Below are 14,757 nucleotides of genomic sequence, written 5' to 3' on the forward strand. Positions count from 1 at the left end.
CCTAATATAAGGCTTTGAAAGGGAATCCAAAGGGAAAACTTTTGCAAAAGTTTTCCCTTTGGCCCCCGGAGGGATTCTTAAATGGAATCGTAATCATACTCCTCATCGGAGACGATAACTGAATTGGACTTCCAGAGCTCTTCAGGATCACCGAAGTTCTTCTTGGCTTCACGGAATCCCATGTTGAATGCTTTGACGTTAATCTCCCTGATTTTCTCAGGAAGTACGGCCTCAAGGTTCTTACGCATGGTCCGCTGCTGCGCAAAGGGAAGCAGGTAGGTTGCCGCACCGAGAACAATGGTGTTCATGGCTTGAGGCAGTCCCAGCTTATCTTTGGCCAGCTTGGTAAACGGCAGACCGATAAATTGATTCACTGGAGGCTGCTTAACCAGATCAGTTTCGATCATGAGCAATCCACCGGGCTTCAGGTTACGGTAATACATGTTACACGCTTCCTGACTTAAGGCGATAAGCAGATCAACGGACTCAGCCTTGGGGTAACTGATCACCTCGGAACTGACCACGAGATCGGAACGACTGGCTCCGCCACGGGCTTCCGGGCCGTAACTCTGGGTCTGGGTCACGAAGTAACCGTGCCCGAGAGCAAGGCCTGAGCCCATAACCTTACCCAAAGTCAGGATTCCCTGTCCGCCAAGACCTGAAAGGCGGATTTCAAATCTGTCCAGAGGTTGATTTTTCATTACGCACCTCCCTGACAGTTCGCAGCCATTTCATAGAATTTCTCTTCCAGACCGGGTTCATCCTTCTGTACGAACACCCCGGAAGGAGTCTTCTTGGCTTTCTCGGCTTCACTGAGCTTGTTGTAACGCTCAATGTCGATAACATCCTTCTTGAGCATCTTGTACATATCCACAGGGGTCCTGTACTTATTCTTGCGTCCGTACTGGGTGTGGCAGGGAGTAAGAATCTCCACCACTCCGAAACCGGGATTGCTGATGCCGTCCATGATCATCTGGTCCAGCTTTTTAACATGGAAAACAGTTCCACGAGCCACATAATTGGCCTTGGCAGCACTGCAAAGCTCCACGCAGTCAAAGCTCTGTTCCATCTGCCCCATAGGGGTAGTCATGGAAAAAGAACCTGAAGGCGTTGTCGGAGAGCACTGTCCCCCGGTCATACCGTAAATGTTATTATTGAGGATCAATGCAGTTACGCCGATATTCCTGCGCGCTGCATGGATCAGGTGGTTACCGCCGATAGCCATTGAGTCGCCATCGCCCATGACCACAATTACGTGCATACCCGGCTTTGCCATCTTAATTCCGGTGGCGAAAGTGAGTGCACGACCATGGGTGGTATGTACGGTGTTGAAATCAACATATGCCGCAAGCCTGCCGGAACAACCGATACCGGCCACCACACAAACCTCGTCCTTGGAAAGACCGAGACCGTGAATTGCCCTGATCAGCGATCCGAGCACGATACCGTGCCCGCAACCGGCACAGAAAACGTGCGGAAACTTCTTGTTATGCCTTAAGTACTCATGAATGAGCTGTGTACCTTTCATATCAACCATGACTACACCCGTGTTAAGACTTTGAGGATTTCAGCGGGGGTAATGATCTGCCCGTCCACCTTATTGATGGTCCGCACACTTACCTGACCGTTATTGACTCTTTTCACTTCCCTTGACATCTGTCCCATATTCATTTCCGGGACTACGAGAGTATGCGCCTTGGCCATAACCCTCTCGGTTGCCTTTCTCGGATAGGGAAACAGGGTTGAAAGCTTGAGCAATCCCGCCTTTACGCCGAGATCGCGAGCCTGTTTGACTGCCAGCTCCGCAGAACGGGCCACCGTACCGTAAGCAATGACAACCACATCCGCATCCTCAGTATCCACTTCATCCACCAGCTGCACATCGTGCAGAAACTGATCGATCTTGCGGAAAAGACGTTCGTTCAATTCGCGAACTTCGTCAGGACGCGAAGTGGGAAAACCGTTGGTGTCATGGGTCAGTCCGGTAACATGGAAACGGTACCCGGAACCGATGGAAGGCATGGGCGGAACACCGCGCACGGTCTCTTCGTACGGTTTGTACCATTCCGGCGGCATGGTCGGGACAATGCGGTTGAAGACCTCAAATTCATCCGGGTTGGGGATGATGATCTTCTCGCGGGTATGGGCGGTAATTTCATCAATAAGTAAAATTACCGGGGTGCGGTATTTCTCCGCAAGGTTGAAAGCCTCAATAGTATTATCAAGACATTCCTGAACATTGGAAGCAGAAAGGACAATGATGGAATGGTCACCGTGGGTACCCCAGCGAGCCTGCTGCACATCGCCCTGAGCCGGGGAGGTGGGAAGACCGGTACTGGGACCGCCGCGCATGACGTTGACGATCACCAGCGGGGTTTCGGTGATACATCCGTATCCCAGATGCTCCTGCATGAGCGAAAAACCGGGACCGGAGGTTGCGGTCATGGCTTTCCTACCAGCCAGTGACGCACCTATGACTGAACCGAGTCCGGCGATCTCATCTTCCATCTGGACAAATGAGCCGTTGGGAATCAGCGGTAATCTCTGAGCCATGATCTCCATAATCTCCGAAGAAGGAGTAATGGGATACCCGCCGTAAAAGGTACAGCCCGCTAAAAGCGCACCTTCGACAACAGCCTCGTTGCCCAGAGCGAAAATCTCTTTGTTTCTTTTTTTTCTAGGTCTGGCCATGGAAATTCACCTTATTCCTTTTTTTTACCGGAACCGGTTTTTTCCGCAGCACCGCCGGAAGCGGCGGGCCTGTCGGTTCTCCGGGCGGCCTTCTCAAGGACAGCCCTGCATACCGCAGGAATCTCGTCATCAACCTTCGGTCGAACCATAATTGCGAAATCCGGGCAATGCAGCTCACAGAATCCACAATTTATACATTCTTCCTCCCGGATGACGACCGCTTTACCCTGATCGTTCAATTCCATGACCTTTGCCGGACAGAAAGCTGCGCAGATGCCGCATCCCTTACACCAATCCGGAAAAATCGTAACCGTGCTATTTCCCTTGCGTTTGACACTCATAACCTGATCCAGGTTGAGGGTAACTAAAATAACCCGTTTCTTTTCTCCCCTTGAAACGGATCAACCTTGCCGACAGCCTCTGTAAACTTTTATTTTTACTGGGCCTAAATTCGGCCCTAGCATGCTAATACCGCACATGCAACAGGAATCGGAACTTTTATGGCAATATTATAAAATAAGACGATCTTAATTGACATGAATATGCTTTGCATTTAAATTATGAAATAATGGAATTTTGCGTCTAATGCAAAGTTGATTGATTGCACAATCACATGTCTTTACCCAAAAAAAGAGCCGACACTAGGTCGACTCATGCATTTTTTTTATCTCTGCATATTCGTATCAGAACCACAAACATCATTGCCTATCTAAGAACATACAATTTTACTGCGAATACCAATAAAAAAACATCCACACCAAGATCATTTCCATCAGTTCAATTGAATCTCATCCTTGAAATAAGACTCAATCTTCATGCGGCTGATCGGCCTTGAGAAGAGATACCCCTGCCCGAATTCACAGCCGAGATCACGCAAAACATCCTGCTGCTCGATCTCCTCTACGCCTTCAGCAACAACGTTCAGACCGAGGTTATGGGCCAGATTAATAATAGCTTTGACAATCTCAAGGTTCTCAGATGACTCATGCATCTTACGCACAAAACTGAGGTCAATCTTAAGCTGGTCAAGGGGGAATTCCTGCAAATTACTCATGGACGAATACCCTGTACCGAAATCATCAATGGAAACCAGAACTCCCGCGGATTTAAGCCGGTTAAGCATATCTACTGACTGCTTGGCGCGTTCCATAATTGCTGTTTCTGTAATTTCGATTTTCAAATTCCGGGCCGGGAGATCAAATTCACTCAGCTTGGAAAGAATATTATCCACCAGTGCCGGCTGGGAGAATTGACGGGGAGAAATATTTATGGACATCATCATATCGCTGGCGGACTCATAATTAGCCTGCCAACTCTTCATCTGCCGGCAAGCCTCACTGACAACCCAGCTCCCCAGCTCAAAAATAAGCCCGGACTCTTCAGCCATGGGGATAAATTCACCCGGCATTACCAGTCCGCGACGGGGATGCTCCCAGCGGATAAGTGCTTCAAAACCGACAACACTCTGATCTTTAAGCGAGTAAATAGGCTGGTAATCCAGATAAAGCTCTTCACCTGACAGCATAGCCGCACGAAGATCACTCTCCAGCTGCATGGCCTGAACAGCCTCTTCAAGCATCCTCTTGTTGAAAACCTTGATCCTGTCCCTACCGGACTCTTTTGCCTGATGCATTGCAACATTGGCATTCTGGATGATCTCTTCAGGCTTGTCGTATTCGGTGGGACTGAGCAGCACACCATAACTGGCGGCAATATTAATTTTATGCCCCTCAATCACAGCGGGATCATTCAAGCAATCGCGAATGCGGCGCACAATGCGGATACCTTCGCGCGGGGAAGCCAGTTCCTCAAGCACCACAATAAACTCATCACCACCGAAACGGGAAACCGTATCCAGCTCACGAATGGTTTGGAGCAGCCGCTTGGAAACTTCCACTAAAAGCTTATCCCCAATATTATGGCCGAGGCTGTCATTAATAATCTTGAAACGATCAAGATCCATAAAGACAACTGCAAAGTAATAATTATCCCGGCGGCGGGAACGCTCGACAGCCTGAAGGATACGGTCACAACACAGGGTGCGGTTGGCCAGCCCGGTGAGCGGATCATGCAGGGCTTCGTATTGAAGCTGCTTTTCCATGAACTTACGCTTGGTAATGTCACGCAGAGAAAGCCTCAGACCAAGCGAGGTGCCGTCATCAGCAAAAACCTGATGCCCGGTAAGTGAAACCCAGCGCAGCAGCCCGTCCCGGCGAAAAAGACGCATGTCAGTCCCATCAGGCGAGGGAAAAGTTCCCCGCAAAGCCTTCTGCCAGTATTCCCGGTCATTTTTGTGCAGAATATGTTCAACCCGGACCGGCCCTTCCATGAAATACGCTTTGGGGTAGCCGGAAATGCGTTCACATGACGGACTTACATACTTGACCGCTCCGGTAGGCCCGATCCACATTTCCCAGTCAAATGTGTATTCCGCGATGGTCCGGTACTCCTCTTCAGACGCACGCAGGGCCTTTTCCATCATTTTATAGCTGGATACATCAGTAACAAATGCGAAAGTCAATTTTACATTGTCGCTTTCAAAAAGATTGGTGGCATTGACAAAAATATCAACTTCACGACCATTGCTGTTTACAAAACTGAGTTCGAATTTGTGAGCATGACCATCGTTATTCTTAAACCGCTCAACCGCTACATCCCCTAGGATCGCTCCGACCTCAACCCCGAGCATTTCTTCCCGGTTAAGACCGATCATGGTGCAGAATGCAGGGTTAACGTCAAGCAGCACCAGAGACTCATCAATCATGAAAAAGCCTTCAGCAGTGGTTTCCACCAGTGCCCGATACCTTTTTTCACTCTTCACAAGTGAACGGGCGGCTTTTTCACGCATATGAACCTCACCCTGCAAGACCTTGTTAACTTCCTCCAGCCTACTTTCGCGACTGGCAATTTCCTCGGTCATACGGTTGAAGCGGGAGCCGATCTCAAGCAATTCTATGTATTGAAACTCATCAAATCGATAAGAAAAATCACCCATGGCAACTTTATCCATCCCCTTGCGCAATCTGGCTATGGGGTTACGGATAAAATAATCCATTAAAAATCCGGTAATTATATAGATAACTGCCACAGAGGTAAGAAAGGTCAGACTTGAAACAAACAAGATCCAGTCAAGATTACGACGATAGATCCTGCTGCTGAGTTCCATACGGATAGAGCCGATTTTTTCTTTGGAAATATAGAGATCACGCACACGGACAATGGGATTATCATCCTCTTCTCCGGGACGGACAAAATTAAAGAGGACCTCACCATTCATGTCGATGATTTTAAGCTTTGAAAACTGCTCATTCTGGGTATAGGCACAGCATACATGCTTGAGCGAGCCCATATCAAAATTCCAGATAGGGAATGTTACAGACTTGGCAAGCTGCTCAATATAATTATCAGCCTTATCCTCGTACTCCTGCCGCAACATCTTCGAACGACCGAAATACTCATAAGCAGTAACCAGTCCGATAATTATGGCAAGTGCGAAAACAAGACAGGCTGAAAGATCACGGGAAATAGATCTCTCACCCTTTTTGAATTTTAAAAAAGATCTTTTTGAAGCGGCCTTATTATCAGACATACTTTATTGCACCAGAAGTAGCGTTAACACTCGAAAAACAAGCAGAATTGATTACAACATTGTTTTCACAATTAACTTTCAAAGTCTATAATTAATAATATTTTGCTAAAAAAATATCATATTTCACCGGAAAGGCTGCGCTCGGCAAGAACCACTTCGGCAAGAGCGTTGATGACACAAGCGGCAAGAGCCGACCCGCCCTTCCTGCCTTCAATGGCAATAAAGGGAATTCTCCCGCAATTCATCAGCATGGCTTTTGACTCCGCTGCATTAACAAATCCCACAGGCATACCGACCACCAATGCAGGAGGGGCCATCCTGCCCTCCTCCACCAGATTGACAAGGCGTATAAGTGCCGTGGGCGCATTACCTATAACATGAATCCCCGGTTTCAAGGACTCAGCAGCCAATTCAAGTGCAGCGTGCGCTCTGGTTGTCGAATTCTTTTTAGCGGAAGCGATAACTTGCGGGTCATTCATAAGGCAACGCACATTGCAATCAAGTGGGGTCATCCTGCGCATGGGAATTCCACAACGGGCCATCTCGGTATCAGTGACAATAGTACAGCCGGACCGCAAGGCATCAAGGCCGGAAACAACAGCTTCCGGATGAAAACGCACAAGGTCAATCAATTCAAAATCAGCAGTAGTATGGACCATGCGCCTTGCAATCTGCCATTCGATACCATCGAATTTTCGTGGTTCCGGGACTTCGGAATCAATAATTTCAAAAGACTTTTTTTCAATATCACCGGGCTTTGCCACGGTCATTAATTCTATTTTCCCGGACAAGAATTATCTCCTTATAATTGCAAGGGACGATGAAGTACCGATCCTGCTGGCTCCGGCCTGCAAAAATTCCTGAGCCTGTTCGTATGTTTTAATTCCCCCGCTGGCCTTTACTCCGATATCATCGCCCACAACAGAACGCATAAGCTTGATATCCTCCACGCAGGCACAACCGGGAGCGAATCCGGTGCACGTTTTAACAAAAGAGGCCCCTGCTGTCACCGCAAGATCACAGGCAAGCTTTTTCTGATCATCATCAAGCAATCCGGTTTCAATAATGGCTTTTACAGGTACGCCATCGGCTCCTTCAACGGTCATAAAAATATCATTCAGAAATGCCTTACGGTCACCCGCTTTCAGCGCACCGATATTGACCACCATGTCCAGCTCACACGCGCCCTTTTCCACTGCACGCATGGCTTCAAGCATCTTTACTTCAGGCAATGTTGCTCCAGAAGGAAAACCGATGACAGAACAGACTATGGGATTTTCTGCTGCAAGCAGTTCCGCCGCTCTGGCAATATGCGAGGGGTGAACACAGACAGATGCAAAATTATACTCTATTGCCTCCCGGCAGAGCTGCTCGATATCCGCAGGAACTGCTGATATATTGAGTAAAGTGTGATCAATGCACGATGCCAGTTTATCTATTTTGTCCATATCCGCCTCCCGGCTTAAATTAAAAAAAACAACCCTTGCTTCAGATACAGCAAAAACAGCAGAACCTGAAACAAGAGCATACTTCCCATTAGAATGACATTAAGCGAATTAGAAAAAACGGTCAATCAATCGCCCGCAAACAACCTCCCAATTTTTTTTTGAGTACACATAATTGGCATCCTTCTTTTTCTGAATCACTCGAAATTTCTACTTTTTCTTAATATAAATGACATTGTGCCGCATAAGAAAAGCCCCTCGCAACATCGTTGCAAGGGGCTTTATAAATTCAAGCTGGCGGAGAGGAGAGGATTCGAACCTCCGATAGCGTTAACTATACACGCTTTCCAGGCGTGCTCCTTAAGCCGGACTCGGACACCTCTCCGCTTGGGTGAAAAAAAGTGTTTAGCTAAATCAGACTTACTTGGCAAGCACTTTTTTGAATTATTTTGAATTAAACTTAAATTTTACTGATTTACAAAGTTCTCAGCCCTAAATCCAAGCTATTTCTCCATATAAAACGAACTTCACTGCAATCTAGATCATGATTATTACTAACGGCACGGCGATGCCGCCAAGAATAAAACCTCTCCAGAAATCAGACAACCTGCTCCATATTTTCATCAGCTCTCCCTATATCATCTTTATATCGACCATCGATAATAAACTTTATCCGATCTATACGGACTTAAAAGATATTAATTTGAGATAAAAGAGAAAAGCAACTCTTTATGGAATTAACTTTAAGAATAAGTTAACGTTCTACGAAACCAGAGGAGCTTAATAATGAACCGCATAAGTAGAGTTTTATTATTATTTATCTTTTCCTTTCTGAGCTTAACATCATTTTCATTTGCAACAGACATGTCCCAAGGACTCCAATGCCCTCCGGGATGGAATGACAACAGAGCGGCGCGAGGGCATGAGTTAATAAAACAATGCATATCTCCCGCGCAAGACGCATTTATTGAGCTATACGCCGCCCGAGGGCAGCAGGTACCGCTGGGAAAACTGCTTGATGTGTGGGCGCATGATATGACTAAAGAAGGCCTTCCTTTTCAAAACCTTGTTTCCGAACAACCGGGCCATATTTCCGGCTACCCTGCTGTAACCCGCTTATATTCTGGACATACCAATAACGGAGCCTATTTTGATTCACAGCTTGTGGCATCTTACTTCAATGGAGTGAATTACATTTTTCAGGGTCTATCCATGAAAGGCCACGAGCAGGCAAGACGCCAGCTCAGGCATGCCATGAACACATGGTACTATCCGGGCGCAGGTTCCTCCGATCATGTATCCAACAACCAACAAGGCGGACTTCCGCTAGGCTCTGGCAACTCCGGTCACACCCCCTACGATAATGATCCGTATGGAAATACGCAGCAACACGCGAACACTCCCAGCCCCGGAGGTTCTCCTCAGGACAATATTGCTTGGTACTATAGCTTGAGACAGCAGAAAAAAAGATCCGGTAGTTCCGGAAACTCTGGAAACTACCGTTCAAAGGGAGCGTGCTGGGCTTGGGGACTCTGGAAAAATCCCGCTCGGGGTGAAGTTATAATTCTGCCTGACGGTAGAATTGATTTCGGAAACAATATGATTAAAAAATGGGAATTAATAGACCCGTTGTATATCAGTGTTAATCTCCCGGACGGCTCCACCCAGATATGGACTCACCCGGACTGGAGTCACAAAAAAATTACCAAGGCCAACCAACCTAATTCTGACCCGGTTATGTACCGTAAAAAACATAAAATGTATTACAAGGGAAAGTTATTTGTCGGATGTACGGGTAATAATGACTGACAAATTGATGTTGCCTAAAATTCAAAGAGGATAATTTGCCATCATTGTCGGGGATAGCTTTTAGGCGTAGAGTTTAACTGGCGGAGATCCTGACGGTCCGAATATGGCGTATGCGCGTCAAAAGGAGCATCAAATGGCACTTTATCTGATTATTGCAATAGGTGTTTGTATTTATAATATTAACTGTCGTTCCAAGAACTTAGGAGGCTGCATTATTGCGGGCCTTACATGGCCTGTTACGTTTATCCTCTATCTGTTCACCATGGTGACGGGGCGTTCGGCCCTCAATCCAATAACAGGTATGACCAATCGATCTAACGGGCTAGGCAGAGGCCGACAAAGAGACAAAAGAAGAGGACGGCGCTAGTAGAAGCACTTATGTATTAAATGACTGCAAAACAACTCATCACTAAGAAATCCCCTTGCAAGAACGTTGCAAGGGGATTTTTAAATTCAAGCTGGCGGAGAGGATAATTTCACGTGCGGCTACAAGCAATAAAACTATTTTTTTTTAACAGAATAGGCATTAAGATTTGAAAAATTATACCGAATATACAAAAAGAACCTTAACAACATTTAAAATCTTGGAAAAATTATGAAAAAAACATTTATTACTGCCTTACTGTCCTTAACTATTACTATTTTTATCTGCGGAGCAGCTTTTGCTGAAAACACTACTTTTCATGCTCAAGGTAGAACTGTTGCTCCAGGCATTTTCACGTACTTTAAAAACTCCTACAGCTATGCATATACATATATATCAATATCAAATATCACCAGCACCCCGGTACAATGCAAAGTAACAATTTATGATCACGAAGGAAACGACCAGACCTCACGTGGCCATGTATATTCTGGAGAGTATGTAAACGGCGGCTGGACAGGAGTTGCTGTTAGCGATGGAATATTCGAAATCCCCGCATACGGAACAAGACTCTTTACCATGGACGATAGAACTCAAAAATATTCAATCTTTGGTCACGCAACCATTGAATGGAAATCAGAAGACAACAAAATGAGCAAAGCGTTAGTTGCTTCAATGCGCCACTACGGTCACGCCGGAAGTGCAGGCACAACAAAATCAGGTGGAATCACCATCAACAACGGCCAACCCTTCTAAGCCTTAAGCGCGCATAAGCAAACACGAAAAAGCCCCTCGCAACATCGTTGCAAGGGGCTTTATAAATTCAAGCTGGCGGAGAGGAGAGGATTCGAACCTCCGATAGCGTTAACTATACACGCTTTCCAGGCGTGCTCCTTAAGCCGGACTCGGACACCTCTCCGCTTGGGTGAAAAGGATTTAGCTAAATCAGACTTGCTTGGCAAGCACTTTTTTCATTTTTTCCCAATTATTTTAAATTAAATGAAAAAATGAACCTATTTAGGCAACTGGAGACTACCAATAAACTCATCAATAGACTCAGCTTTTACCCTTTCCAAAACTTTCGAAAGTTCTTCCGCAACCTTAAAAGCAGTATCAGGACTAAGGAAGTTTCCGGTTCCGATCTGCACGGCTTTGGCTCCGACCAGCAAGAATTCCGCAGCATCTTCAGCTGTAGTGATGCCGCCAAGTCCCATTACCGGAATCTTTACCGCATTTACGGCCTGATACACACAACGCAATGCTACAGGCTTAACAGCAGGACCGGACAAACCACCTATTACGTTAGCAAGACGCGGAGTTCTGCGTTCAATATCCACTGCCATGCCGGAAAGAGTATTGATCAGCGAAAGACCGTCCGCTCCACCGTCTTCAGCTGCTTTTGCGCAAACAGTGATGTCGGTAACGTTTGGGGAAAGCTTGATGATAACCGGCTTATTCCCGGCATTCTTCTTTACCGCCTCGGCAACCTTGGTGATCTGTCTGGGGTCCTGACCAAAGGCGATACCGCCCTCTTTAACGTTGGGGCAGGAAACATTGACTTCAAGGGCTGCCACGCCCTCTTCCCCAGCCAGAACTCCGGCCAATTCGCCGAATTCAGCAGCATCGGTAGCGTAGAGGTTGGCCAGTACGGGAAGAGTCTTCCACGGCAGCTTGGGAAGTTTTTTATTTATGAATTCCTCAACACCGGGATTCTGAATACCGATGGCGTTGAGCATACCGCAGGGAGTTTCCGCAATTCTAGGCATAGGGTTGCCTTCCCTCGGCTTGAGAGAAAGTCCCTTGACCACAATTCCGCCCAGTGATTCAAGATCGCCGAAGCGTTTGAATTCAAGACCGAAACCGAAAGTCCCGGACGCTGTGAGGATGGGATTCTTAAGCTTCAGTCCGGCAAAATCAATTGATACATCCATTTCTTAACCCTCCAGACTGAGATTATTGGCTTTGAAAACAGGCCCGGTTGTACAAACCTGAGTATGATGATCGTCACCGTCCTTACAGACGCAGCCGAGACAGGCACCAACGCCGCAGGCCATGCGGTTTTCAAGAGAAAGTTCCGCATCTGCGCCATATTTATTGGCCGCATTCCAGATTGTTTTCAGGAACGGGGTTGGGCCGCAAGCTACGATGAGACCATCGTTGTCCGCATATTCCTTAACCAGCTCCTCCACCCTTGCGATGATAGCAGGGATATCGGTCGGCTTGGTTTCGCGAATATCTTCCACATCGACCTTGCCTGAAATACCTTTATAAGGGTAATTTTCCAGCGGCGGACGGTGTGCAAAGAACAATTTAAGATTTTCAGGCTGCGGATGGGAGTCGACATAACCGCAAAAGGGAGCTATGCCCATTCCTCCGGCGAGCATGAGTACGGGACGGTTCTGCGGTTTGCTGAAAAAGTTACCCAGCGGTCCCCAGATATTTACTTCATCGCCCTCTTTGAGTTCCAGCAGACGGGCTGTCCCGCGACCTACCACCTGAAAAAGGATGGTCAGACTGGTCTCATCTGCGTTACAAATAGAGAAAGGACGTCCCCAGACGAGGTCCAAAGGCCATGAAATAGGCCTGATCATGACGAACTGTCCGGCCCGCCAACCCGGCTTCCAGTCCGGATATTCGAGTTTGAGTTCGACTATTTCCTCACCGGGTGAGGATAACCCGAGGGGCTTGTTGCTGATGACTTTCACAGCCCTGCAATTGTTTGCACTCATGATTTAATCCTGTAGATTTTTGCTGACCGCACTTTGCGGCATAAGCGTGATACATTATGAATGAACATAAACCAGAAATTCTTGCTCCGGCAGGCGATAAATCATCTTTCCTTGCAGCCATAGCCGCAGGTGCGGATGCTGTATATGCCGGACTTAAACATTTTTCCGCTCGTATGGAAGCTTATAATTTCGCTACGAGCGAGCTTGCAGCCCTTGCGGAGCTGGGCCGGGAAAACGGTGTTCGCACCCATATTCCCATGAATACCCTGATGAAACCGGACGATCTGAACTCCGCAGCCCGTCTTGTGGAACGCATATCCCGCACTGTAAAACCGGATGCCCTGATCATTCAGGATATCGCTATGGTCGATATCGCCCGTCAGGCCGGATTCGAAGGCGAACTGCATCTTTCCACCCTCGCCAACGTCAGCCACCCTGCGGCACTCAAAACCGCAGAAGAGCTGGGCGTAGACCGAGTTGTTGTGCCTCGCGAACTCAACCTTGACGAAATCAGGATGATGGCTGAAGCCTGTCCAGATTCCATGACCCTTGAGATGTTCGTGCACGGCGCACTTTGCTATTCCGTTTCTGGCCGCTGCTATTGGAGCTCCTACTTCGGCGGCAAAAGCAGCCTGCGCGGTCGCTGTGTACAGCCCTGCCGCAGACTCTATGGCGGAGCCAAACGCAAGGATGCACCCAAACGTCTTTTCTCCTGCCTTGACCTCAGCCTTGATGTGCTGACCAAACCGACCCTTGCAATTCCCAAGGTCAGCTCATGGAAAATTGAAGGCCGCAAAAAAGGTCCGCACTACGTCTACTACACAGTAGCAGCGTACAAAATGCTGCGCGACAACCCCAATGACGCCAAAGCCAAAAAAAATGCCGTAGAATTACTGGAACTTGCCCTCGGCAGACCCACATCACATTCCGTATTCCTGCCGCAGCGTCCATACACACCGCTTGACCCGTCCAACGAAACCGGTTCCGGCTTCCTGATCGGTATCACCAAACAGGAAAAGAACGGCAAGCCCTACTTCAACTGTAGACAGGAACTGCTCGCCGGAGACTTCCTGCGCATCGGTTATCAGGACCAGCCCGGACACCAGACCATGAAGATCCGTAAATTCATCCCCAAGCGAGGCAAGATCTCCATTCCGGTTAAAGGTAGAACCCGCCTTAAATCAGGCACACGGGTGTTCCTTATCGACCGCCGCGAAGAAGGTTTGGTCAAGGCAATCAAAAAACTTGATTCCAGACTTTCAAAGATCAAAGTTGCAGACAACGTAGGCAGCAACATGATTGTAGAGCTGCCGCAGCCCTGTCCGCTTCCTGAAAGAACCGCGCGCCATACTTTACAGCGCAATCCTCCCAAGGGAAAAACAAAATTCGGTACCGATGTCTGGCTTTCCATGAACGCCCTCAAGCGCACTCCGCGTCCGGCTGTATCCAAAATCTTTTGGCATTTGCCCCCGGTAGTCTGGCCTGACGAAGAAAAAGAAGTCCAGAAGCTTGTCGACATCTGCCTTAGTGGAGACGGACGCGACTTCGTGCTCAATGCCCCATGGCAGAAAGCCTTTTTTCCAAAGAATGCAAAAGTCCGCTTTCATGCCGGACCGTTCTGTAACGTTTCCAACCCGCTGACCATCGAACTGCTGGCCGACATGGGATTCTCTTCCGCCTACGTCAGCCCGGAGCTGGCCCGCGATGACTTCCTTTCCCTGCCGCAGAGCAGCCCGCTTCCGCTTGGAGTCGTGCTTACCGGCATGTGGCCGCTGGCCCTTTCAAGGATCATTGCTGACGAAACAGAACTTATGAGCCCCATCTACAGCCAGAAAAAAGAAATCTGCTGGGCCCGTAAATACGGTCAGACTTACTGGATCTATCCCGGCTGGCCGCTCGATTTCGGAGCTGAACGCAAGGTGCTGGAGAATTCCGGCTACACCATGTTCCTAGATATTCAGGAACCGTGGCCCCGCGCTGTGCCCGAACCGCAAAGAACCAGTAATTTCAACTGGGATTTAACTTTGCTTTAATGCCTCCGGCGGCCCTTCGGGGACCAGAGAAACTTTTTGAAAAAAGTTTCTCTGGACACTTCAAAAACTTTTAATAAGCTTCGCTACGGGTTTCGCA

The 14,757-nt window shown here is 47.9% G+C and carries 12 protein-coding genes and 2 tRNA genes; 3 read left to right on the forward strand and 11 right to left on the reverse strand.

Annotated elements, in window-relative coordinates; all coding sequences use genetic code 11:
- Positions 1 to 77: 77 nt before the first annotated feature.
- From FMS18_RS13205 to FMS18_RS13240, 8 genes are all read right to left on the reverse strand, one after another.
- Positions 78 to 701 carry a 2-oxoacid:acceptor oxidoreductase family protein gene (locus FMS18_RS13205; protein ID WP_163295143.1) on the reverse strand — a complete coding sequence of 208 codons (624 nt, stop codon included), beginning with the start codon at positions 699 to 701 and terminating at the stop codon, positions 78 to 80.
- Positions 701 to 1,537 (reverse strand): 2-oxoacid:ferredoxin oxidoreductase subunit beta, encoded by an 837-nt coding sequence (locus FMS18_RS13210; protein WP_163295144.1) that lies wholly within the window; start codon positions 1,535 to 1,537, stop codon positions 701 to 703. The genes FMS18_RS13205 and FMS18_RS13210 overlap by 1 nt, the downstream gene beginning before the upstream one ends.
- Positions 1,538 to 1,539: 2 nt before the next feature.
- A complete protein-coding gene (locus tag FMS18_RS13215) occupies positions 1,540 to 2,691 on the reverse strand; it encodes a 2-oxoacid:acceptor oxidoreductase subunit alpha (RefSeq protein ID WP_163295145.1) in 1,152 nt (383 codons plus the stop codon).
- Between the two features lie 11 nt (positions 2,692 to 2,702).
- Positions 2,703 to 3,032 carry a ferredoxin family protein gene (locus FMS18_RS13220; RefSeq protein ID WP_163295146.1) on the reverse strand — a complete coding sequence of 110 codons (330 nt, stop codon included), beginning with the start codon at positions 3,030 to 3,032 and terminating at the stop codon, positions 2,703 to 2,705.
- A 431-nt stretch (positions 3,033 to 3,463) separates the two neighbouring features.
- Entirely contained in the window at positions 3,464 to 6,280 is a 2,817-nt protein-coding gene (locus FMS18_RS13225; protein WP_163295147.1) for an EAL domain-containing protein, read from the reverse strand.
- A 116-nt stretch (positions 6,281 to 6,396) separates the two neighbouring features.
- On the reverse strand, positions 6,397 to 7,071 hold the full coding sequence (locus FMS18_RS13230; protein WP_163295148.1) for a precorrin-8X methylmutase: 675 nt from the start codon (positions 7,069 to 7,071) through the stop codon (positions 6,397 to 6,399).
- Between the two features lie 3 nt (positions 7,072 to 7,074).
- Positions 7,075 to 7,728, reverse strand: a complete 654-nt coding sequence (deoC, locus tag FMS18_RS13235; RefSeq protein ID WP_163295149.1) for a deoxyribose-phosphate aldolase — start codon at positions 7,726 to 7,728, stop codon at positions 7,075 to 7,077.
- Between the two features lie 292 nt (positions 7,729 to 8,020).
- Positions 8,021 to 8,110, reverse strand: a tRNA-Ser gene (locus FMS18_RS13240).
- Between the two features lie 650 nt (positions 8,111 to 8,760).
- On the opposite strand from FMS18_RS13240, the gene FMS18_RS13245 reads away from it, so the two are divergent.
- Both FMS18_RS13245 and FMS18_RS13250 read left to right on the forward strand, forming a co-directional pair.
- Positions 8,761 to 9,534, forward strand: coding sequence for a hypothetical protein (locus FMS18_RS13245; RefSeq protein WP_163295150.1), 774 nt, complete (start codon positions 8,761 to 8,763; stop codon positions 9,532 to 9,534).
- 595 nt (positions 9,535 to 10,129) lie between these two features.
- The gene (locus tag FMS18_RS13250) at positions 10,130 to 10,654 is read left to right on the forward strand and encodes a hypothetical protein (RefSeq protein WP_163295151.1); all 525 of its coding nucleotides are present in this window, start codon (positions 10,130 to 10,132) and stop codon (positions 10,652 to 10,654) included.
- A 73-nt stretch (positions 10,655 to 10,727) separates the two neighbouring features.
- Here FMS18_RS13250 and FMS18_RS13255 read toward each other — a convergent pair.
- From FMS18_RS13255 to FMS18_RS13265, 3 genes are all read right to left on the reverse strand, one after another.
- Positions 10,728 to 10,817, reverse strand: a tRNA-Ser gene (locus tag FMS18_RS13255).
- 94 nt (positions 10,818 to 10,911) lie between these two features.
- A complete protein-coding gene (locus FMS18_RS13260) occupies positions 10,912 to 11,829 on the reverse strand; it encodes a dihydroorotate dehydrogenase (RefSeq protein WP_163295152.1) in 918 nt (305 codons plus the stop codon).
- Between the two features lie 3 nt (positions 11,830 to 11,832).
- Entirely contained in the window at positions 11,833 to 12,627 is a 795-nt protein-coding gene (locus tag FMS18_RS13265) for a dihydroorotate dehydrogenase electron transfer subunit (RefSeq protein WP_163295153.1), read from the reverse strand.
- Between the two features lie 56 nt (positions 12,628 to 12,683).
- Here FMS18_RS13265 and FMS18_RS13270 point away from each other — a divergent pair, with 56 nt between their 5' ends.
- The gene (locus FMS18_RS13270) at positions 12,684 to 14,660 is read left to right on the forward strand and encodes a peptidase U32 family protein (RefSeq protein WP_163295154.1); all 1,977 of its coding nucleotides are present in this window, start codon (positions 12,684 to 12,686) and stop codon (positions 14,658 to 14,660) included.
- Positions 14,661 to 14,757 lie beyond the last annotated feature (97 nt).

The organism is Desulfovibrio sp. JC022, assembly GCF_010470665.1.
In the GTDB taxonomy this organism is placed as follows: Bacteria; Desulfobacterota; Desulfovibrionia; order Desulfovibrionales; family Desulfovibrionaceae; genus Maridesulfovibrio.